A 19,655-nucleotide genomic window follows, 5' to 3' on the forward strand; every position below is an offset into this window, starting at 1 on the left:
TCTTATTCGGCGGCTTCGGGAAGAGCGTCGGGCGCCTCGTCGGCGTCCAGATCCGCATGGGACGACAGTTCGACGTTAAGGCCCAGCGAGCGCATTTCCTTGACAAGCACGTTGAAGCTTTCGGGAATGCCGGCCTCGAAGGTGTCGTCGCCCTTGACGATCGCCTCGTAAACCTTGGTGCGGCCGATCACGTCATCGGACTTCACCGTCAGCATTTCCTGAAGCGTGTACGCGGCGCCATAAGCTTGCAGTGCCCACACTTCCATTTCCCCGAAGCGCTGGCCACCGAACTGCGCCTTACCGCCCAGCGGCTGCTGGGTGACGAGCGAGTAGGGACCGATCGAACGCGCATGGATCTTGTCGTCGACCAGGTGATGCAGCTTCAGGATATACATATATCCCACCGTCACCTTGCGGTCGAACCGGTCGCCGGTGCGGCCGTCGTACAGATCGACCTGACCCGACCGGTCGAGACCGGCCCGTTCCAGCATTTCCGACACATCGGCTTCGCGCGCCCCGTCGAACACCGGGGTCGCGAACGGTACGCCAACCGACAGATTGCTCGCCAGCTCAATGACTTCGTCGGTGCTGCGAGCCTTGATCTCGTCCGCATATTCGTCGCCATAGGCATGAAGCAGTGCTTCGCGAACCGCTTCCGGCGGTGCGCCGGCTTCAGGGTCGGGGTTGGCCATGCGCCAGTCTTCCAGCGCTGCCGTGATCTGCTGACCAAAGCCGCGCGAGGCCCAGCCCAGATGCGTTTCGAGGATCTGCCCGACGTTCATGCGCGACGGCACGCCCAGCGGGTTGAGCACGAAATCGACATGCGTGCCATCTTCCAGGAACGGCATGTCTTCGACCGGCAGGATGCGGCTGATGATGCCCTTGTTGCCGTGACGTCCGGCCATCTTGTCGCCCGACTGAAGCTTGCGCTTCACGGCCACGAAGACCTTGACCATCTTGAGCACGCCCGGGGCGAGTTCGTCGCCGCGCTGCAGCTTTTCGACGCGATCTTCATACTTCGCGCTGATGCGCTTGATCGCGTCGTCATACTGCGCCTTGATCGCTTCGAGGGCGGTCTGGCTGTTGTCATCGACAACCGCCAGCTTCCACCAGTCGCCGCGATCGAGTTCGGTCAGCATTTCCTCGGTGACGACGTCACCCTTCTTCAGCCCCTTCGGCACCGCGCTGGTCGCTTGACCGATCAGGATGTCCTTGAGGCTCGAGAAGGTCGCGCGATTGAGGATTGCGCGCTCGTCGTCGGCGTCCTGCTTCAAACGCTCGATCTCTTCGCGTTCGATCGCAATCGCGCGCTCGTCCTTGTCGATGCCGTGGCGGTTAAAGACGCGGACTTCGACGACGGTGCCCGACACGCCCGGCGGCAAGCGGAGCGACGTGTCGCGCACGTCGCTGGCCTTTTCGCCAAAGATCGCGCGCAGCAGCTTTTCTTCCGGCGTCATCGGCGATTCACCCTTGGGGGTGATCTTGCCGGCCAGAATGTCGCCCGGGCCAACTTCGGCACCGATATAGACGATGCCCGCTTCGTCGAGGTTGCGGAGCGCTTCCTCGCCGACGTTCGGGATGTCGCGGGTGATGTCTTCCGGCCCCAGGCGCGTGTCGCGTGCGGTGACTTCGAATTCCTCGATGTGGATCGAGGTGAAGACGTCGTCCTTCACGATGCGTTCGCTGATGAGGATACTATCCTCATAGTTATAGCCGTTCCAGGGCATGAACGCGACGAGCACATTCTTGCCCAGCGCCAGTTCGCCCAGCTCGGTCGACGGGCCGTCGGCAATGATGTCGCCAGTCTTGACCACTTCACCCACCTTCACCAGCGGACGCTGGTTGATGCAGGTATTCTGGTTCGAACGCTGGAACTTTTGCAGGCGATAGATATCGACGCCCGACTTGCCGGGTTCGACCATATCGGTCGCGCGGATCACGATACGCGTCGCGTCGACCTGGTCGATCACGCCGCCGCGGCGCGCCGCGATGGCGGCGCCCGAGTCACGCGCCACGGTTTCTTCCATGCCGGTGCCGACGACCGGCGCTTCCGCACGGATCAGCGGCACCGCCTGACGCTGCATGTTCGATCCCATCAGTGCGCGGTTGGCGTCATCATTTTCCAGGAACGGGATCAATGAGGCCGCGACCGAAACCAGCTGCTTCGGTGACACGTCCATCAGCGTGATCTGTTCGCGCGGCGCCATCAGGAATTCACCCGCTTCGCGCGCCGAGATCAGCTCGTCGATAAAGCTGCCGTCGGGGTTGAGGTCGGCGTTCGCCTGCGCAACCGTGTGCTTCTGCTCTTCCATCGCCGACAGATAGACGACCTCGTTGGTCACCTTGCCGTCGATGATCTTGCGGTACGGGGTTTCGATGAAGCCATATTTGTTCACCCGCGCAAAGGTCGCGAGCGAGTTGATCAGACCGATGTTCGGGCCTTCCGGCGTTTCGATCGGACAGATACGGCCATAATGGGTCGGGTGAACGTCGCGGACTTCGAAGCCAGCACGCTCACGGGTAAGCCCGCCCGGCCCAAGCGCCGACACACGGCGCTTGTGGGTGACTTCCGACAGCGGGTTGGTCTGATCCATGAACTGGCTGAGCTGCGACGAACCAAAGAATTCGCGCACCGCGGCGACCGCGGGCTTCGCGTTGATCAGGTCGTTCGGCATGACGGTCGACACATCGACCGAGCTCATGCGCTCCTTCACCGCGCGCTCCATGCGGAGCAGGCCGACGCGATACTGGTTTTCCAGCAACTCGCCGACCGAACGCACACGGCGGTTGCCGAGGTTGTCGATGTCGTCGATTTCGCCCTTGCCGTCCTTCAGATTCACCAGCTCCTTGACGACCGCCAGGATGTCGTCGCTGCGCAGCGTGGTGACCGTGTCCTCGGCGTCGAGGCCAAGGCGCATGTTCAGCTTGACGCGGCCCACGGCCGACAGGTCGTAACGCTCGGGGTCAAAGAACAGCCCGCCGAACAACGCTTCCGCGGTTTCGCGGGTCGGCGGTTCGCCGGGGCGCATGACGCGGTAGATGTCGCTCAGCGCCTGATCGCGATCCTCGGCCTTGTCGGCCTTCAGCGTGTTGCGGATCCACGGACCGGTGTTGTTGTGGTCGATGTCGAGCAGGACGAGCTTGTCGATGCCCGCCGCGTCGATCTTTTCGAGGTTTTCGGCCGACACTTCGTCACCGGCTTCGATATAAATCTCGCCGGTCGACTCGTTGATCAGGTCATAGGCCGAATAGCGGCCAAAGATTTCCTCGGTCGGGATCAACAGCGTGTCGAGACCGTCCTTCGCGGCCTTGTTGGCAAGGCGCGGACTGATCTTGTGACCGGCGGCAAACACGACTTCGCCGGTCTTCGCGTCAACGACGTCGAACGCGGGCTTCGCACCGCGCCAGTTTTCGACCATGAACGGCACGCGCCAGCCGTTGGCGGCGCGCTCGAAGACCAGACGGTCATAGAAATGGTTGAGGATTTCCTCGCCCGTCATGCCCAACGCGTACAGCAGGCTGGTGACCGGCAGCTTGCGCTTGCGGTCGATACGGACGTTGACGATGTCCTTGGCGTCGAATTCGAAATCGAGCCACGAACCGCGGTACGGAATCACGCGCGCGGCGAACAGGAACTTGCCCGACGAGTGGGTCTTGCCGCGGTCATGGTCGAACAGCACACCCGGCGAACGGTGCATCTGGGACACGATAACGCGCTCGGTGCCATTGACGAAGAAGGTGCCGTTGCCCGTCATCAAGGGCATGTCGCCCATGTAAACGTCCTGCTCCTTGATATCGAGCACCGAACGGGTGTCGGTTTCGCTGTCGACTTCAAAGACGATCAGGCGCAGCGTAACCTTCATCGGCGCCGCATAGGTGATGCCGCGCTGGCGGCATTCGTCGACGTCGTACTTGGGGGCTTCGAGTTCATAATGGACGAAGTCGAGCTCGGCGGTACCAGCGAAATCGCGGATCGGGAACACGCTGCGCAGAGTCTTTTCCAGGCCCGAGACATAACCGATCGACGGATCGGAGCGGAGGAACTGCTCATAGGATTCGCGCTGCACCTCGATCAGGTTGGGCATCTCCACCGCTTCGTGGATATTGCCGAACAGCTTGCGGATGCGCTTGCTCGCGGTTGCTTCGAGGGCTTTGCCCACCGACTTCGCTTTGGTCGCCATAAGTGATTGTCTCGCCTGTCAAAAATCCAAATCGCGGGCGCTCCGACGCGAAAAAAGCCGCAGGCAACCGTTGCCGGTTTACCGCAGCTTTCCAACGCCTGTCGAAATCCCCGCCGACCTATCCGTACAATCCGCTGCGCAAGGCGGACTCTATCTCGAACGATGGGGTGTGACGCGGATATAGGTTTGGGGGGGCGCCGTGTCAACGGGCGGATTGGTTAGCGGGTGATTTCGCTGGGCTGATTTAGAATGTTTTGCTGTCCTCATCCTTCGTCATTCCGGACTTGATCCGGGATCCAAGACGACAGTGCAGCTATGGATCCCGGATCAAGTTCGGGATGACGATGAGGAGAAATCCTCCCTGTCGCGAAGCGATGGGGAAGGGACCGTTCGCGAAGCAAAGGGTCGAGGGGCCGCGACGGGTGCGTCATCGCCCCTCCGTCAGTCCTGCGGACTGCCACCTCCCCATGGCTACGCCACGGGGAGGATCGAGACAGGCTCGTCACCTCCCAACAGAAAAAGGGACGCGGCCATCGCTGGCCCCGCCCCTTTTCCGTGGATCCCGCCGACAGGCTGGGAAACTCAAATTACCTTGAAGCAAGCCGCATCGGGCTTGCTTTCGCCGCCCACTGGATGCTCTCGCTGCCGCCCATCGCGCGGATGAAACAGGTCTGACCCTGCGCCTTCAGCTCGCGGCACAGATTGGTTGCGTCGGCGCGCGTCGCCAGCCCGTTGACGGTCAGGCGATAGAAGGTGCGGCCCTTGACCGTCGCGGCGTGGCTCGACGCCGGGAAATTGGCCAGCACACGATTGCGTTTTTTCAGCCCGCCCCATTTTTCCTTGGCAATGCCCAGGCTGTCATAGGCGCCCAGTTGCACCGCCCAGCCAGTCGGCTTCTTGGCGTTGAACGCCATCGCCTTCGGGATCAGCACGGTTGCCAGTTCCAGCGCCTGCTGCTGCGCCGGGCGGATGCGCCCCTCGCCCGCGACGCGCGGAGCGGCGCGATAGGGGACGGCGTCGGCCATGATCACGTCGCTCGCGGCGTTTGGCTGCGGCAATTCGGTGACCGGCACGACGCCATCGGCATTACGCTCGGGCATCGGCAGTTCGATGCTGCGAATGGTGCTGCTGGCGTCGGCCAGAACCGGGGGCGGCGGCGCATAAGCGGCCACGGGTGCCGGATCGGCGCTAGCCAGTTCGACAGGGCCGTCAACGACCGCCATCTGCGTCTCGCCATAATTGCTCAGCGCCAGTCGCACCGGCATCCCGGCATCCCGCTGCGCCTTGGTGCCGATCAGGCTCGCGACGCGCAGCTGCGCGTTCGGCGTTTCGGCCAGTTTCGACCATTCGGTCATCCGCGCTTCCAGCTTGGCCGGCGACAGATCCTGCGAGGCCAGAATTTGCGCCTGCGCCCAGCGTCCCGACAGGGCAAAGGCCAGCGCCAGATTCTGCCGCGTCCGTGCGCTTGCACCGGGTGCCCGCGCCGCATCGGTCAGCACATAGATGGCGCCTTCATGATCCCCGGCCAGTGCCAGCGCCAGCCCGATGTCCGATGCCGGCACCGTGTCGCGGTGCGCCTGCAGCAGCGAAATCGCTTCGGCGCTCTTGCCCTGCGCAATCTGTGCCAGCGTCAGCGCGATGATCGTATTGCTGTCGGTCGCGCCCAGTTCCATCGCTTCGGTCAGTGCCGAGGTGGCCGATGCAAAGCGCCCGTCATTAAGATAAGCCTGCCCCAGCAGCGCGCGATAGCTCGCGTCGCGCGGGCTTCCGGCAACCGCGGCCTCGGCGAAACCGACCGCCTTGCTGACTTTCCCGGCTTCCATCGCAGCGCGCGCCTGATCCGCCGACTTGGCGGCAACCGCGGGCTTGCCCGCAGCGCGCGACGGTGCATCGGCCATCGCGCCCATCCCGCTGCATCCGGCGGCGACGCTCAGGACAAAGCCCGAAACGGCGAGGTTCATCAGCATTTTGCGGTTCATCTTATGGTCCCCTTTGGACTGGTTCAGCGCGGCATCGTCTGGCGCGTCGGACGCGCCGCCGGCAGGCGGCTCGCCATCGCGTCGATTTCGGGCAGCGTTGTCAGATATTCGTCGAGCAAATCGGTCAGGATCACCTGCGACGACCGGTTGGTCACTGCACTTGCCAGGCGCAGACGCAGATGGCGTTCGGCATCGAGACGGAGCGTGAACGCCGCCTTTTCACGAGCGCGCAGCGCGCGCGGCGCCTTTTCCTTCTTCGGCTTCGGCTCGGGCCGCGCCTCGACCTTGCGCGCCACGGCGGCGACGCGATCGATCAGCGATTCCTGCTGGCGGACGATTTCGGGAATTTCATGCGCTTCGGCTTCAAAAGCATCGGCACCATAATCTGCCGCGGCATAATCATCAGCCACCGCATCGGTCAGCTCGTGGCCAACACTATCCTCAAGCGCCTGTTCGGCCTCGACATTATGCGCCGGCACCGAACCGGTGAGCAAAGGTTTGAGGTCGAGCATCCGCGCCGGTTCGCCCGACTGATCGGGGTCGACGTCATAGCCCATGTCGTTCCAGCCCAGGTCGTCATAACCGACGGCGTTGGTGGGTGCGGGGCCGCTGCCCAGCGGCTGACGCCGCATGGCGGGCCGTGCGCCGCCCTTGCGGGCCAGCAGTCCGGCGCTCAGCGAAGCGAGGGGTTTGGGTTCGCCCATGGTTCCGATCCCTCCCGTCACTGGCCAGCGACGCGGCGGCCAAAGCCCCCGCCCATCGGACGAACCGCGCCGTAATTGCCCTGCGTCGGGATCGGCGCGGCAAAGATGGTGCGACGGAAATTCTTCTCGAGCCGGTCGCTCATATAGGTCCACAGCTGGCGAACCTCTTCGGCCGAGCGGCCATTGGGATCGACCTCCATCACCGTGCGGCCGTCGATCATCGACGCGGCATAATCGGTGCGGTGGTGCAAGGTGATCGGAGCGACGGTGCCGTGCTGCGACAAAGCTACCGCCGCTTCGCTGGTAATCTTGGCCTTGGGCGTCGCGCCGTTGACGACGAACACCAGCGGCTTGCCGGCGCGTTCGCACAAATCAACCGTAGCGCCGACAGCACGCAGATCGTGCGGGCTGGGCCGGGTCGGCACGACGATCAGTTCGGCAACCGAAATCACGCTCTGGATCGCCATGGTGATCGCCGGCGGCGTATCGATGACCGCGAGCTTGAAGCCCTGCTGGCGCAGAATTTCCAGGTCGGACGCAAGCCGCGCCACGGTGGTCTGGGCGAACGCCGGCAGGTCGGTCTCGCGCTCGTTCCACCAATCGGCGAGCGAGCCTTGCGGATCGATGTCGATCAGGACGACCGGACCTGCTCCCGCAAGCTGCGCCTGTACCGCGAGATGCCCCGAGAGGGTCGTCTTACCCGACCCGCCTTTTTGTGAAGCCAATGCCAAAACGCGCACAGCTGTCCCCCTGAAAAACCACGAATTGGCGGTGGAATGCCATGCAGGGCGCTAAAATTAAGTTAACGATGATAAAAACAAGGTGAACGGCTCGCTCGCCATCATGGTTAACAAGGCCACAATGGTAACTTGTACCGAAATGGATCAGATATGCTATCTGGCCCAGCTTGCTAACGCGGTGTTAGCCAATCCAGGCTATAAAGGCGCTGGGGACTGCAGCAATGCAAGTCATTGGAGAAGTAAATGCGACCATTCCGCACCGCCGTCTTTCTGGCGCTGCCGCTGCTTGCGGCGACGATGCTGACCGCACCCGCCCATGCCGACGTCAAGGATGGCGTCGATGCGTGGCAGCGCGGCGATTATCAGGGCGCCGTCGCCCAGTGGCGCCCCGCCGCGCTTGCGGGCGATGCCGATGCGCAGTTCAACTTGGGGCAGGCCTACAAGCTTGGCCGCGGCGTTCCCACCGATCTGACGCAGGCCGAAGCCTGGTACCGCCGCGCCGCCAAACAGGGGCATTTGCAGGCCGAGGATAATCTCGGCCTCGTCCTGTTCACCGCCAACCGCCGCGACGAAGCGATGCCGTTCATCATTCGCTCCGCCGAACGCGGCGAACCGCGGGCGCAATATGTTCTGGGCACCGCACATTTTAACGGCGACCTCGCGCCGCACGACCTGGCGCGCGCCTATGCGCTGACCAAGCGGGCCAGCGACGCCGGACTCGCGATCGCCTCCGCGCGCCTGGCGCAGCTCGACAGCCTGATCCCGCTCGACCAGCGCCAGCGCGGGCTCGCGATGCTGCCCGAAATTGAAAAAAATGAAGCGCGCGCGCGCCTGTCCGCGGTGACCGCCGCTGCGCCGCCCGCGGCAAAACCCGCCGCCACGCCAATCAAAACCGCCAGCCTGCCCGCTTCGGTTCCCGGTGCGAGCTATGCGCCGCCGCCGGTGATCGCGACACCGGCGCCCTCGACCCCCGCCGCCAAGGCCGCGACGATCGCCGCCGTCGAAGCCACCGCCGCCGCCGACGCCGCCAAGGGCAAGCCCGGCACGACTTACGCGCCTCCGCCCGCCAGCGGCACGCTGCCGCCCGCTCCACCCAAATCCAAGCCGCCCGTCAACAACGCGCCCATCACGGTCCGCGAAACCCCGACCCCCGCCCGCCCCACCGGCGGCAACAGCCCCTGGCGCGCTCAGCTCGGTGCCTTCGGGGTCGAGGCCAATGCGCGCAACCTCTGGACCTCGCTCGGCAAAAAACACCCCGCGGTCGCCGAACGCCAGCCGATTTACCTCAAGACCGGCAAGGTCACCCGCCTCCAGACCGGCGGCTTTGCCAACAGGGGCGAAGCGAACAACTTCTGCGCCGCGCTCAGCAAGAGCGGTCAGGCCTGTCTGGTCGTCGATAAATAACGCCAAATCCTCCCTGTCGCGCAGCGATGGGGAGGATTGAAACCTAGCTACTCCGCCTTCTCCGATGCCAACCGCTTCGCCAAAGCCTGACGCGACCGATCGGCATAAGCCCGGCACGCGCCCGGCTTCGCATTATACCGCCCCTCCCCCGCATTATCGGGATGCGCCGAAATCAGGATGTCGCACGCCAGCGCCTCCATCGTCCGCCAGCTTTGCGCAAAGGCCGCCACGAACGGCGCTCCTGCGGCGCTGCTGAATTTATAATCATCCGCCGACACCGGATTCAGGCTCGACCCAAACACGATCGCCTTGCACGCCGCGCCCCCACCTTCATCGGCGCACGCCTGCCAGCTCCAGCTCATGCTGCCCATCGTATGCCCCGGCGTCGCGTGGGCGGTTATCCCCACCTTGCCCAGCGTCAGCACCTCGCCGTCCGCCATCACGCGCATCGGCGTGGTCACCGCGGGCCAGCTGCCACCATAGGCCAGCTGCGGATCGTCGGCAGCGTGGCGCCCCGTCCGCAGCCCCTCAACCCCGCGCGCGCTCGCCACCACCGTCGCGCCGGTATCGCGCGCCAGCGCCGCGAGCCCGCCGGCATGGTCGAAATGCGGCTCGGTGCTCAGAATAAATTTGATGTCTTTGGGGTCGAACCCCAGATGGCGAACATTGGCCAGGATCGCGGGCGCCGCTTGCGGCAAGGCGCCGTCGACCAGCACCAGTCCCGCGCCGGTGTCGATCAATGCCACGCTCATCCCGCCGAACCCGACCAAATAGCTGTTGCCATAAATTTTCTCGGGCGACGCCGGCGCCAACCATTCGGCCGACCGCGACGTCGTGATCGGCTGGATCAGCGGATCCACCTCCGGAACCGGCGCCCCGCTCGCCGCGGCAAGCCACGCCAACAGACTGATTGCTTCGAACATTATCGTCTCCTTCGCGGCCAAATTGCCAAGCCGGGTCGCGCCGGACAAAGCATCATTTCTCGACAAAGCCATGAGAATTTCTCATAAGTTTCGTCATCCCGGACTTGATCCGGGATCCACAAGCGGCCCCCGCATGGACCCCGGATCAAGTCCGGGGTGACAAGGCGAGACAGGTCTGGATATTAGAGGATCAATGGACCGCGCCCAGCTTCCGCTCAACGCCCTGCGCGCCTTCGACGCTGCCGCGCGCCACCTCAATTTCACCCGCGCCGCGATCGAATTGTGCGTCAGCCAGGGCGCGGTCAGCCATCAGGTGGCGCAGCTCGAACGCCGCCTCGGCACCCGCCTGTTCCACCGCTTGCCGCGCGGCCTCGCGCTCACTGACGAGGGCCAGGCGCTCGTCCCCGTCGTTGCCGACGCCTTCGACCGCGTCGCCGCGACGCTGGACCAATATAGCGACGGCCGCTTCCGCGAGGTGCTGAAAGTCGGCGTCGTTGGAACCTTCGCCACCGGCTGGCTGCTTCCGCGCCTCGACGCCTTCGCCCGCGCGCATCCGGGCATCGACCTGCGCATCTCGACCAACAACAACCGCGTCGACCTCGCGGGTGAGGCGCTCGATTTTGCGATCCGTTTCGGCGACGGCGCCTGGCACGGCATCCATGCACAGCCGCTGCTCGCCGCGCCGCTGACTCCGCTGTGCGCCCCCGTCATCGCCGCGCGGCTCAAGACGCCCGCTGACCTGATCCCCGAACGCCTGCTCCGCACATACCGCGCCGACGAATGGGCGCTGTGGTTCGCCGCCGCGGGCGTCCCCGCCCCGATGCTGCGCGGCCCGATGTTCGACAGCTCGGCGCTGATGGCGAGCGCCGCCGCCGCAGGCCAGGGCATAGCTCTAGCGCCGCCCGCGATGTTCACCCGCGAGCTCGCCGCCGAACTGCTCGTCCAGCCCTTCGAGGTAGAGATCAACGCCGGCCGCTACTGGCTCACCCGTCTGATGTCGCGAGCGGAGAGTGATGCGATGGCGCGGTTCAAGGCATGGCTGGCCGATGAAATCGGCGGTGGGCCGCCTTCGTGCACCGCCGATCTCGGCCGCCGCCGCGCTGCCGGCGCACCTTAGAAATAAATTTCACGACCAGTGTTGACGTCGTAAACATAGCCCTTATCTGAGCCTCAGTGTTAATGATGTAAACATTGAAGGAGCAAAATCATGTATCACGCAATCGTTCGCCACCAGGTCCGCAAAATCTTTGACGGCCTCAGCCAAGGCGACTGGGAATCGGCGCTCGGCGGCATGGCCGACCGCTTTGAACATATCTTCCCCGGCGACCACGCCCTCGGCGGCGTCCGCCACACCAAGGCCGGGCTGCGCGCCTGGTTCCAGCGGCTGTTCAGCGTCCACCCGGTGCTGAAGTTCGAGATCAAGCATATCGCATCGAGCGGCACCCCGTGGGACACCACCGCGGTAATCGAATGGCGCGACCGCGCGGTGATGGCCGACGGCGACACCAGCTATGTCAACGACGGCGTCCACATCATTCGCCTGCGCTGGGGCAAGATCGTCAGCCTGCATCCCTATCTCGACACGGCGAAATATGCCGCGGCGCTGAAACGCCTCGCGGGCACCGGCTTCGCCGCAGCAGGCGCGGCGCCGATTGAGGATTGAGGTGGGAGGATTTAGAACTGTCCTGCCTTTCCGTTCGTGTCGAGCGAAGTCGAGACACGTCGAAGACAGCGCTTCCCAAGCGTGTCTCGACTTCGCTCGACACGAACGGGTTTCTCGGGCGGCATTTTTCGTCGCTGCCCCTACCCCCGCACAATCTTCTCCATCTTCTTCCCCCGCGCCAATTCGTCGATCAGCTTGTCAAGATAGCGCAGCTCGCGCATCAGCGGGTCTTCGATCGTCTCGACGCGGATGCCGCAGATCACCCCGGTAATCAGCGACCGCGCCGGGTTCAGCCGGGGCGCCCGCGCAAAGAAATCCTCGAAGTTCGTCCCCTTCACCAGCGCGCCCTCGAGCGCTTTCTGGCTATATCCCGTCAGCCAGCGAATAATCTCATCGACCTCAGCCTTCGTCCGCCCCTTCTTCTCCGCCTTGGCGATATAATGCGGATACACGCTCGCGACGCTGATCGAAAAGATGCGGTGTTTCGTCATGCGGACCTCCACATTGGAAACCATAACCCTCGCCCGCCCCTTCGTCATCCCGGACTTGATCCGGGATCCACCGCAGCGCTGAAGTCATGGATGCCGGATCAAGTCCGGCATGACGAGGAGCTTGTCTGCTTTGGGGTGGTTAGCGGACGTTGCCGATCCTCCCCGNNGGAGGGGCACCATCGGTTTGCCTGGCCGGTGCGATAGTGCACCGCCGAACGGTCGCCGTTGAAGCAGTGCTTTTTGTCCGGCGCCACGTAAACCGCCTGTGCCCCTCCACCATCCTCCGGGTGGTCCCCCTCCCCCGCTGGGGGAGGATCGGCTATGTCCGCAACTGGTCGTTAGCGGACGCCTACCCCAGCACCCAGCTCCGCCGCGGATAACCCTGCGCCCACAGCAGCGCGGTCAGGTCATGATGCCGCACCACCGCCGCCGCCGCTTCTGCCGCCGCCGGGTGCGGATAATAGCCGACCCCCAGCCCCGCCGACGTGATCATCGGAATATCGTTCGCGCCGTCGCCCACCGCCAGCGTGTCGGCGAGCGGCAGGCCGTGCTTCGCGGCCTCGGCCTTCAGCGTTTCCAGCTTTGCCGCGCTGTCGACGATCGGCTCGATCACCCGGCCGGTCAGTTTGCCGCCCTGAATCTCCAACTCGTTCGCCAGCACCTTGTCGAATCCGATCGCCTCGCCAACCGGCCCCGCGAACGGCATGAAGCCGCCCGACACCAGCACCGAATGCGCGCCGTGCGCCTTCATCGTCTGCACCAACGTCCGCGCCCCGCGCGTCAGCTTCACCCGCTCCATCCGGCATTCGACCAACGTCGCTTCGGGCATGCCCGCCAGCAACCCGACCCGCTCGATCAGCGCGGCGCGGAAATCCAGCTCGCCGCGCATCGCGCGCTCGGTGATCGCCGCAATCTCGGGCTTCAGCCCCGCATAATCGGCCAGTTCGTCGATGCATTCGACGGTGATCATCGTCGAATCCATGTCGGCGATGATCAGTTTCTTGGTGCGATCGCCCTGCGGCTGGACGATCGTGTCGAGCGATCCATGGTCCATCAGCGCCAGTTCCTTGCGCGCGCTGACCAAGCTGCCCTGAAAGACGATATCGGCGGCGTCGCCCTCGTCGAGCCAGTGCGGCGCGCCGACGTCATGCCCTGTTGCGTCGAGCCGATCGATCGCTTCGCGAACCACCTCGTCGGTCAGCTTTCCGGCTGCTATCAGCGTCGCGACGAACATGGCTGCTCCTTTATCTTCTTTCGGCCCAAGGCCTCCTGTCGCACTTATCGCTGGCCCCACCGCCAGCGGCAAGAGCGCATTGGCGGTGGCAGTCGCAAAAGCCGTCGGCGGCGTTGTGATCAACGCCGACGCCAGCCAGGTTTATGCCGACCTCGCCATCCTTTCGGCGCGCCCCGCCGCCGATGAGATGGCAGGCATCCCCCACCACTTGTTCGGCCATATCGACGCCGCCGAGGCGCACAATGCCGCACGCTGGGCCGATGAAGCGCGCGCCACGATCGCCGCCGCGCACGCCGCGGGCGACGTCCCGATCCTCGTCGGCGGCACCGGCCTCCATATCCGCACCCTGCTTGACGGCATTTCGCCGATCCCCGAGATCGACCCCGATGTCCGCGCCGCGGTGCGCGCCTTGCCCGTCGCCGACGCCCACGCCGCGCTCACCCGCGAAGATCCCGATACCGCCGCGCGCCTCAATCCCGCCGACACCACCCGCATCGCCCGCGCACTCGAAGTCGTTCGCTCGACCGGCCAGCCGCTCGGCCACTGGCACGCTGCGCACACCGGCGGCATCGGCGACACGATCACCCTCGCCCCGCTCATCCTCCTCCCGCCGCGCGAGTGGCTGCGCGACCGCTGCGACCAGCGGCTGGTCCAGATGTTCGACGACGGCGCGATCGCCGAAGTCGAAGCGCTGCTCGCGCGCAACCTCGATCCCGACCTTCCCGCGATGCGCGCCATCGGTGTCCCGCAGATCGCGCAATATCTGACCGGTACGATCGATCGCAGCGAGGCGCTCACCCTGACGCAGGCCGCCACCCGCCAATATGCCAAACGCCAATATACCTGGTTCCGCAATCAGCCACCCGCCGACTGGCCGCGCCACACAGAGTCACTAAACAACGATTCTATTGATGAATTAGCAATTATATTACGTCAAAGTCTGTTGACAGGATAGAATCATATACCTATTGCCCGCAACCCTGTTGCAGCGCACAAGCGCGGCGTTTTTGGATTGAAAGGAGTTTCGTCGTGACGGAAATGAGCGGTGCCGACATGGTGGTTCAGGCGCTGGTCGACCTTGGCGTCGATACAGTGTTCGGCTATCCGGGCGGCGCGGTGCTTCCGATCTACGACGCGCTTTTCAAGCACCCGACGATCAAGCACATCCTCGTCCGCCACGAGCAGGCCGCGACCCACGCAGCAGAGGGCTATGCGCGCTCCACGGGCAAGCCCGGCGTCGTCCTCGTCACCTCCGGCCCCGGCGCAACCAATGCGGTGACCGGCATCACCGACGCTTTGCTCGACTCCATCCCGATGGTCGTGCTGACGGGACAGGTGCCGACGACGCTGATCGGCACCGACGCGTTCCAGGAATGCGACACCGTCGGCATCACCCGCCACTGCACCAAGCATAATTATCTGGTGATGGACCCCGACCGGCTCGGCCCGATCCTGCACGAGGCCTTTTATATCGCGACCCACGGCCGCCCCGGCCCGGTGGTCATCGACATTCCGAAAAACGTCCAGGTCGCGACCGGCACTTACTCGATCCCCAACCGGATCGACCATAAAAGCTATCGCCCGCAGGTCGATCCCGACGCCGACGCCATCGCGCAGGCCGTCGCGATGATCGCCGCTTCCGAGCGCCCGATCTTCTACACCGGCGGCGGCGTCATCAACGCCGGCCCCGATGCGAGTGCCGCGCTGCGCCAGCTCGTCGAACTGACCGGCGCGCCGGTCACCTCGACCCTGATGGGGCTCGGCGCCTTCCCCGCCGACGACGACAAATGGCTCGGCATGCTCGGCATGCACGGCACCTATGAAGCCAATATGGCGATGAACCGCGCCGACCTGATCATCGCGGTCGGCGCGCGCTTCGACGACCGTGTCACCGGCCGTCTCGACGCTTTCTCGCCCAATTCCAAAAAGATCCACATCGACATTGACCGCAGTTCGATCAACAAGATTGTCCCCGTCGACCTCGCGGTGGTGGGCGATGCCGGGCGCGCGCTCGATGCGCTGATCGCGGCATGGGCCGACAAGGGCCACAAAGCCCGCGATCTCGGCGAATGGTGGCGCCGCCTCGACGGCTGGCGCGCGACGCGCTGCCTCGACTTTCCCGAAAAGAAGGAAGACGCCGCCGAAATCATGCCGCAGCGCGCGGTCAAGGCGCTGTTCGACGCGACCCGCGGCATGGACCCGATCATCACCACCGAGGTCGGCCAGCACCAGATGTGGGCGGCGCAGCATTTCCACTTCGACAGCCCCAACCGCTGGCTGACCAGCGGCGGCCTCGGCACGATGGGCTATGGCTTCCCCGCCGCGGTCGGCGCACAGATCGCGCACCCCGATCGCCTCGTCATCTGCATCGCGGGCGAAGCCTCGCTCCAGATGAACATCCAGGAAATGGGCACCGTCGCGCAGTACCGCCTGCCGGTGAAGATCTTCATCCTCAACAACCAGTGGATGGGCATGGTCCGCCAGTGGCAGGAACTGACCTACGAAAGCCGCTATTCGAACAGCTATTCGGACAGTCTGCCCGATTTTGTCAAACTCGCTGACGCCTATGGCTGGACCGGCCTGCGCATCGACACGCTGGGCGAACTTGCGGACGGCATTCAGACGATGATCAATACGCCGGGACCGGTGATCGTCGACTGCCGCGTCGCGCAGCTCGCCAACTGCTTCCCGATGATCCCCTCGGGCGCCGCGCACACCGACATGATCCTCCAGCCGAACGATATCGTCGGCACGATGGACGACGAAGCGAAAGCACTGGTGTGATGCTCGCAACTTCAATCTTCTCCCCCCCGGCGGGGGAGAAAAGACTTGGCTTGGCAACTTGTTGCCTAGCAAGTCTTAGAGAGGGGGAGCGATCCTCCGGATCGCGCGCGCCGATGGCGCGCGTCACCCTCTCCCAGCTTCGACTAGCCAGCAAGCTGGCAAGTCTGCGCAACCCTCTCCCGTCAAGGGAGAGGGAAGGAAAAAGATAATGAAAATTCACACCGAAGCGGGCGAGCGCCATGTGCTCGCCGTCACCGTAGATAACGAGGCGGGCATTCTTGCCAAGATCACCGGGCTGTTTTCGGCGCGCGGCTATAATATCGAAAGCCTGACCGTCGCCGACATTAGCGCCGATCATGCGCTGTCGCGCATCACCATCGTCACCAGCGGCCCGCCAGCGGTGATCGACCAGATCATCGCCCAGCTCGACCGGCTCGTTCCCGTCCATTCGGTCACCGACCTCGCCGACGGCGGTGCGCATGTCGAACGCGAGATCGCGCTGGTCAAGGTCGCGGGCAGCGGCGACAAACGCATCGAGGCGCTGCGCATGGCCGACGTGTTTCGCGCCAAGGTCGTCGACACGACGCTCAGCAGCTTCATCTTCGAAATCACGGGGACGAGCGACAAGGTCGACCGCTTCATCGCGCTGATGCGCGAATGCGGACTGGTCGAAGTCGGCCGCACCGGCGTCGTCGCCATCGCCCGCGGGTCGGAGGCGGTCTAGAGTTTACGGAATACCATTCAACGCTCGTCACCCCGGACTTGATCCGGGGTCCATGGATGCCGGATCAAGCCCGGCATGACGAAAACTAGCAGGGAAGAATGACATGCAAGTCTATTACGATCGCGACGCCGACCAGGATCTGATCAAGGGCAAGAAGGTCGCCGTCGTCGGCTACGGCAGCCAGGGTCACGCCCACGCGCAGAACCTGCGCGACAGCGGCGTCACCGACGTCGCGATCGCGCTCCGCCCCGGGTCGGCGACCGCCAAAAAGGCCGAGGCCGCGGGCTTCAAGGTGCTGACCAACAAGGAAGCCGCCGAATGGGCCGACGTCATCATGATCGCCGCCCCCGATGAGCTGCAGGCAAAAATCTACGCCGATGATCTCGCCGCCAACATGAAACCCGGCGCCGCGCTCGCCTTTGCCCACGGCCTCAACATCCACTTCGGCCTGATCGAAGCCCGCCCCGACATCGACGTCTTCATGGTCGCCCCCAAAGGCCCCGGCCACACGGTGCGCAGCGAATATCAAAAGGGCGGCGGCGTCCCCTGCCTGATCGCGGTCGCGCAGGAAGCCACGGGCAACAGCGGCAACGGCTATGCCAAAGCGCTCGCCCTCAGCTACGCCAGCGCCGTCGGCGGCGGCCGCAGCGGCATCATCGAAACCACCTTCAAGGAAGAGTGCGAAACCGACCTGTTCGGCGAACAGGCCGTGCTCTGCGGCGGCATCACCCACCTGATCCAGGCGGGTTTCGAAACTTTGGTCGAGGCGGGCTACGCCCCCGAAATGGCCTATTTCGAGTGCCTCCACGAAACCAAGCTGATCGTCGACCTGCTCTATGAAGGCGGTATCGCCAACATGCGCTATTCGATCAGCAACACGGCGGAATATGGCGACATCAAAACCGGCCCGCGCATCATCACCGAAGAAACCAAGAAGGAAATGAAGCGCGTCCTGCAGGACATTCAGTCGGGCCGCTTCGTCAAGGATTTCGTTCTCGACAACCAGGCCGGCCAACCCGAGCTGAAGGCCAGCCGCAAGGCCGCCGCCGCCCACCCGATCGAAAAGGTCGGCGGCGAACTGCGCGCGATGATGCCGTGGATCGCCAAGAACCAGCTGGTCGACAAGGCGAAGAACTGAGTGAGCACCCCCTCCCCTTCAGGGGAGGGGCAGCGAGACGCGCGGGCTTGCCCGCTAGTCGCAGCGGGGTGGGCGTCGACGCTGGCGCCTTCCCGCGACCCCCACCCCAACCCCTCCCCTGAAGGGGAGGGGCTTGTGATATCGGCCCTGATGACCGACCAATCCCACCCCTTCGACACCCACCGCGCCGACCTTGCCGCGCTGGCCGCGCAAAGCAGCCGCCGCGCCCTCGCGCCGCGCGCCGGTCGCGACTTCGCGTCGAACGACTATCTCGGCCTTGCCGATTCCGACACGCTGCGCGCCGCCCTCACCGCGGGAATCGAACGCGGCCTGCCCGCCGGATCGGGCGGCTCGCGCTTGCTCCGCGGCAACCACCCCGAACATGAAGCGCTCGAAGCCCATGCCGCGCGCCATTACGGCAGCGAAGCCGCGCTGTTTTTCGCCACCGGCTTCGCCGCCAACACCGCACTCTTCGCCACGCTTCCCCAGCGCGGCGACCTTGTCGTCCATGACGAACTGATCCACGCCAGCGCCCACGACGGCATGAAGCTCGGCCGCGCCGGGACCGTCGCCGCCGCGCACAACGACGCGCAGGCGTTCGACGACATCATCGCCCGCTGGCGCGCGGGAGGCGGCGGCGGCACACCGTGGATCGCGGTCGAAAGCCTCTACAGCATGGACGGCGACCGCGCCCCGCTCGCCCAACTTGCCGCGGTCGCCGATCGCCACGACGCAGTGCTGGTCGTCGACGAAGCGCACGCAACCGGGGTCTTCGGTCCCGGCGGCGCGGGCCTCGCCCACGCGCTACCGCGCCGCGACAACCTCATCACCCTTCACACTTGCGGCAAGGCGCTCGGCTGCGAAGGCGCGCTGCTGTGCGCCCCCGCGATCGCAACCGACTTCATCGTCAACCGCGGCCGCCCCTTCATCTTCTCGACCGCCCCGTCGCCGCTGATGGCGTGGCTCGTCCGTCACGCGATCGAGATCGTCGCGAACGAGCCCGAACGGCAGGCGCGCCTGCACGCGGTCGTCCGCCACGCGACCGAACGTCTCGTGCCCCTCGGCATCCCGGCCAGCGGCACCCAGATCCTGCCTGTCATCATCGGCGACAACCAGCGCACGATGCGCATCGCCGCGGCGCTGCGTGAGGCCGGGTTCGACATCCGCGGCATCCGCCCGCCAACCGTGCAGCAGGGGACCGCACGGCTGCGCATCGCGATCACCCTCAACGTCGACGAGGCCGACATCGACGCAATGGCCGACGCGCTCGCGCAAGCGATGGCCGCAGCATGACCCGCTTCGTCGTCACTGGCACCGACACCGGCATCGGCAAGACGATCTTTTCGGCCGCCCTCGCGGGTGCGACGGGTGCGCCTTACTGGAAGCCGATCCAGGCGGGCCTTGAGGAAGAAACCGATAGCGAGACGGTCGCTAAACTCCTCCCTGCGCGAAGCGTGGGGAGGGGGACCGTCCGCGAAGCGGATGGTGGAGGGGCNNTCGCGCCATGGCCCCTCCGTCAGCCCTCAGGACTGCCACCTCCCCATTGCTGCACAACAGGGAGGAAAAATCCTCCCCGAAGCCTTTCGCCTCAAAACCCCCGCCTCCCCGCATATCGCCGCCGAGATAGATGGCATCGCCATCGACCCCGCCGCGCTCACCCCGCCCCCCGGCAACCTCATCATCGAAGGCG

The 19,655-nt window shown here is 64.9% G+C and carries 15 protein-coding genes and 1 pseudogene; 9 read left to right on the forward strand and 7 right to left on the reverse strand.

The window, feature by feature from the left end; all coding sequences use genetic code 11:
- Nucleotides 1-2: 2 nt before the first annotated feature.
- The 4 genes from rpoB to B4F07_RS00480 form a co-directional block, all read right to left on the reverse strand.
- Nucleotides 3-4,181 (reverse strand): DNA-directed RNA polymerase subunit beta, encoded by a 4,179-nt coding sequence (gene rpoB, locus B4F07_RS00465; RefSeq protein ID WP_293699444.1) that lies wholly within the window; start codon nt 4,179-4,181, stop codon nt 3-5.
- 587 nt (nt 4,182-4,768) lie between these two features.
- Nucleotides 4,769-6,160 carry an SPOR domain-containing protein gene (locus tag B4F07_RS00470; RefSeq protein ID WP_293699447.1) on the reverse strand — a complete coding sequence of 464 codons (1,392 nt, stop codon included), beginning with the start codon at nt 6,158-6,160 and terminating at the stop codon, nt 4,769-4,771.
- A 23-nt stretch (nt 6,161-6,183) separates the two neighbouring features.
- Complete coding sequence (locus tag B4F07_RS00475; RefSeq protein WP_293699449.1) at nt 6,184-6,864, reverse strand: hypothetical protein; 681 nt, start codon at nt 6,862-6,864, stop codon at nt 6,184-6,186.
- Nucleotides 6,865-6,881: 17 nt separating this feature from the next.
- The gene (locus B4F07_RS00480) at nt 6,882-7,604 is read right to left on the reverse strand and encodes a ParA family protein (protein ID WP_293699452.1); all 723 of its coding nucleotides are present in this window, start codon (nt 7,602-7,604) and stop codon (nt 6,882-6,884) included.
- A gap of 243 nt (nt 7,605-7,847) precedes the next feature.
- Between B4F07_RS00480 and B4F07_RS00485 the strand changes: the two genes are divergently transcribed.
- Nucleotides 7,848-9,008, forward strand: coding sequence for an SPOR domain-containing protein (locus B4F07_RS00485; RefSeq protein WP_293699455.1), 1,161 nt, complete (start codon nt 7,848-7,850; stop codon nt 9,006-9,008).
- A gap of 47 nt (nt 9,009-9,055) precedes the next feature.
- Here the strand turns inward: B4F07_RS00485 and bla are convergent, their stop codons facing one another.
- Nucleotides 9,056-9,931: a subclass B3 metallo-beta-lactamase gene (gene bla / locus B4F07_RS00490; protein ID WP_293699458.1), complete on the reverse strand. Its 876-nt coding sequence runs from the start codon at nt 9,929-9,931 to the stop codon at nt 9,056-9,058.
- A gap of 193 nt (nt 9,932-10,124) precedes the next feature.
- On the opposite strand from bla, the gene B4F07_RS00495 reads away from it, so the two are divergent.
- Nucleotides 10,125-11,048: a LysR family transcriptional regulator gene (locus B4F07_RS00495; RefSeq protein WP_293699461.1), complete on the forward strand. Its 924-nt coding sequence runs from the start codon at nt 10,125-10,127 to the stop codon at nt 11,046-11,048.
- A gap of 90 nt (nt 11,049-11,138) precedes the next feature.
- Entirely contained in the window at nt 11,139-11,594 is a 456-nt protein-coding gene (locus B4F07_RS00500) for a nuclear transport factor 2 family protein (protein WP_293699464.1), read from the forward strand.
- 140 nt (nt 11,595-11,734) lie between these two features.
- Here the strand turns inward: B4F07_RS00500 and B4F07_RS00505 are convergent, their stop codons facing one another.
- Together B4F07_RS00505 and serB are read right to left on the reverse strand one after the other, a co-directional pair.
- Complete coding sequence (locus tag B4F07_RS00505; protein WP_293699466.1) at nt 11,735-12,085, reverse strand: DUF2200 domain-containing protein; 351 nt, start codon at nt 12,083-12,085, stop codon at nt 11,735-11,737.
- 349 nt (nt 12,086-12,434) lie between these two features.
- Nucleotides 12,435-13,319 (reverse strand): phosphoserine phosphatase SerB, encoded by an 885-nt coding sequence (gene serB, locus B4F07_RS00510; RefSeq protein ID WP_293699469.1) that lies wholly within the window; start codon nt 13,317-13,319, stop codon nt 12,435-12,437.
- Between serB and miaA the strand changes: the two genes are divergently transcribed.
- The 6 genes and pseudogenes from miaA to bioD form a co-directional block, all read left to right on the forward strand.
- Nucleotides 13,318-14,274: a tRNA (adenosine(37)-N6)-dimethylallyltransferase MiaA gene (gene miaA, locus B4F07_RS00515; protein ID WP_293699472.1), complete on the forward strand. Its 957-nt coding sequence runs from the start codon at nt 13,318-13,320 to the stop codon at nt 14,272-14,274. The genes serB and miaA overlap by 2 nt on opposite strands.
- 74 nt (nt 14,275-14,348) lie before the next feature.
- Nucleotides 14,349-16,103, forward strand: a complete 1,755-nt coding sequence (locus tag B4F07_RS00520) for an acetolactate synthase 3 large subunit (protein WP_293699475.1) — start codon at nt 14,349-14,351, stop codon at nt 16,101-16,103.
- 208 nt (nt 16,104-16,311) lie between these two features.
- A complete protein-coding gene (gene ilvN, locus B4F07_RS00525; RefSeq protein ID WP_293699478.1) occupies nt 16,312-16,827 on the forward strand; it encodes an acetolactate synthase small subunit in 516 nt (171 codons plus the stop codon).
- Between the two features lie 103 nt (nt 16,828-16,930).
- Nucleotides 16,931-17,965 (forward strand): ketol-acid reductoisomerase, encoded by a 1,035-nt coding sequence (ilvC, locus tag B4F07_RS00530; RefSeq protein ID WP_293699480.1) that lies wholly within the window; start codon nt 16,931-16,933, stop codon nt 17,963-17,965.
- Between the two features lie 150 nt (nt 17,966-18,115).
- On the forward strand, nt 18,116-19,258 hold the full coding sequence (locus B4F07_RS00535; RefSeq protein WP_293699482.1) for an 8-amino-7-oxononanoate synthase: 1,143 nt from the start codon (nt 18,116-18,118) through the stop codon (nt 19,256-19,258).
- Nucleotides 19,255-19,655, forward strand: a pseudogene (bioD, locus tag B4F07_RS17415) (ATP-dependent dethiobiotin synthetase BioD); the annotation flags it as partial. The gene B4F07_RS00535 and the pseudogene bioD, both read left to right, overlap by 4 nt.

Source organism: Sphingopyxis sp. UBA6723, assembly GCF_002454115.1.
Lineage (GTDB): Bacteria > Pseudomonadota > Alphaproteobacteria > Sphingomonadales > Sphingomonadaceae > Sphingopyxis.

Excerpts from the sequence above, each read along its gene's own strand:
- rpoB (WP_293699444.1), bottom strand. The coding sequence starts at position 4,181 with ATGGCGACCAAAGCGAAGTCGGTGGGCAAAGCCCTCGAAGCAACCGCG.
- B4F07_RS00470 (WP_293699447.1), bottom strand. The coding sequence starts at position 6,160 with ATGAACCGCAAAATGCTGATGAACCTCGCCGTTTCGGGCTTTGTCCTG.
- B4F07_RS00475 (WP_293699449.1), bottom strand. The coding sequence starts at position 6,864 with ATGGGCGAACCCAAACCCCTCGCTTCGCTGAGCGCCGGACTGCTGGCC.
- B4F07_RS00485 (WP_293699455.1), top strand. The coding sequence starts at position 7,848 with ATGCGACCATTCCGCACCGCCGTCTTTCTGGCGCTGCCGCTGCTTGCG.
- bla (WP_293699458.1), bottom strand. The coding sequence starts at position 9,931 with ATGTTCGAAGCAATCAGTCTGTTGGCGTGGCTTGCCGCGGCGAGCGGG.
- B4F07_RS00495 (WP_293699461.1), top strand. The coding sequence starts at position 10,125 with ATGGACCGCGCCCAGCTTCCGCTCAACGCCCTGCGCGCCTTCGACGCT.
- B4F07_RS00500 (WP_293699464.1), top strand. The coding sequence starts at position 11,139 with ATGTATCACGCAATCGTTCGCCACCAGGTCCGCAAAATCTTTGACGGC.
- B4F07_RS00505 (WP_293699466.1), bottom strand. The coding sequence starts at position 12,085 with ATGACGAAACACCGCATCTTTTCGATCAGCGTCGCGAGCGTGTATCCG.
- miaA (WP_293699472.1), top strand. The coding sequence starts at position 13,318 with ATGGCTGCTCCTTTATCTTCTTTCGGCCCAAGGCCTCCTGTCGCACTT.
- serB (WP_293699469.1), bottom strand. The coding sequence starts at position 13,319 with ATGTTCGTCGCGACGCTGATAGCAGCCGGAAAGCTGACCGACGAGGTG.
- ilvN (WP_293699478.1), top strand. The coding sequence starts at position 16,312 with ATGAAAATTCACACCGAAGCGGGCGAGCGCCATGTGCTCGCCGTCACC.
- ilvC (WP_293699480.1), top strand. The coding sequence starts at position 16,931 with ATGCAAGTCTATTACGATCGCGACGCCGACCAGGATCTGATCAAGGGC.
- B4F07_RS00535 (WP_293699482.1), top strand. The coding sequence starts at position 18,116 with ATGACCGACCAATCCCACCCCTTCGACACCCACCGCGCCGACCTTGCC.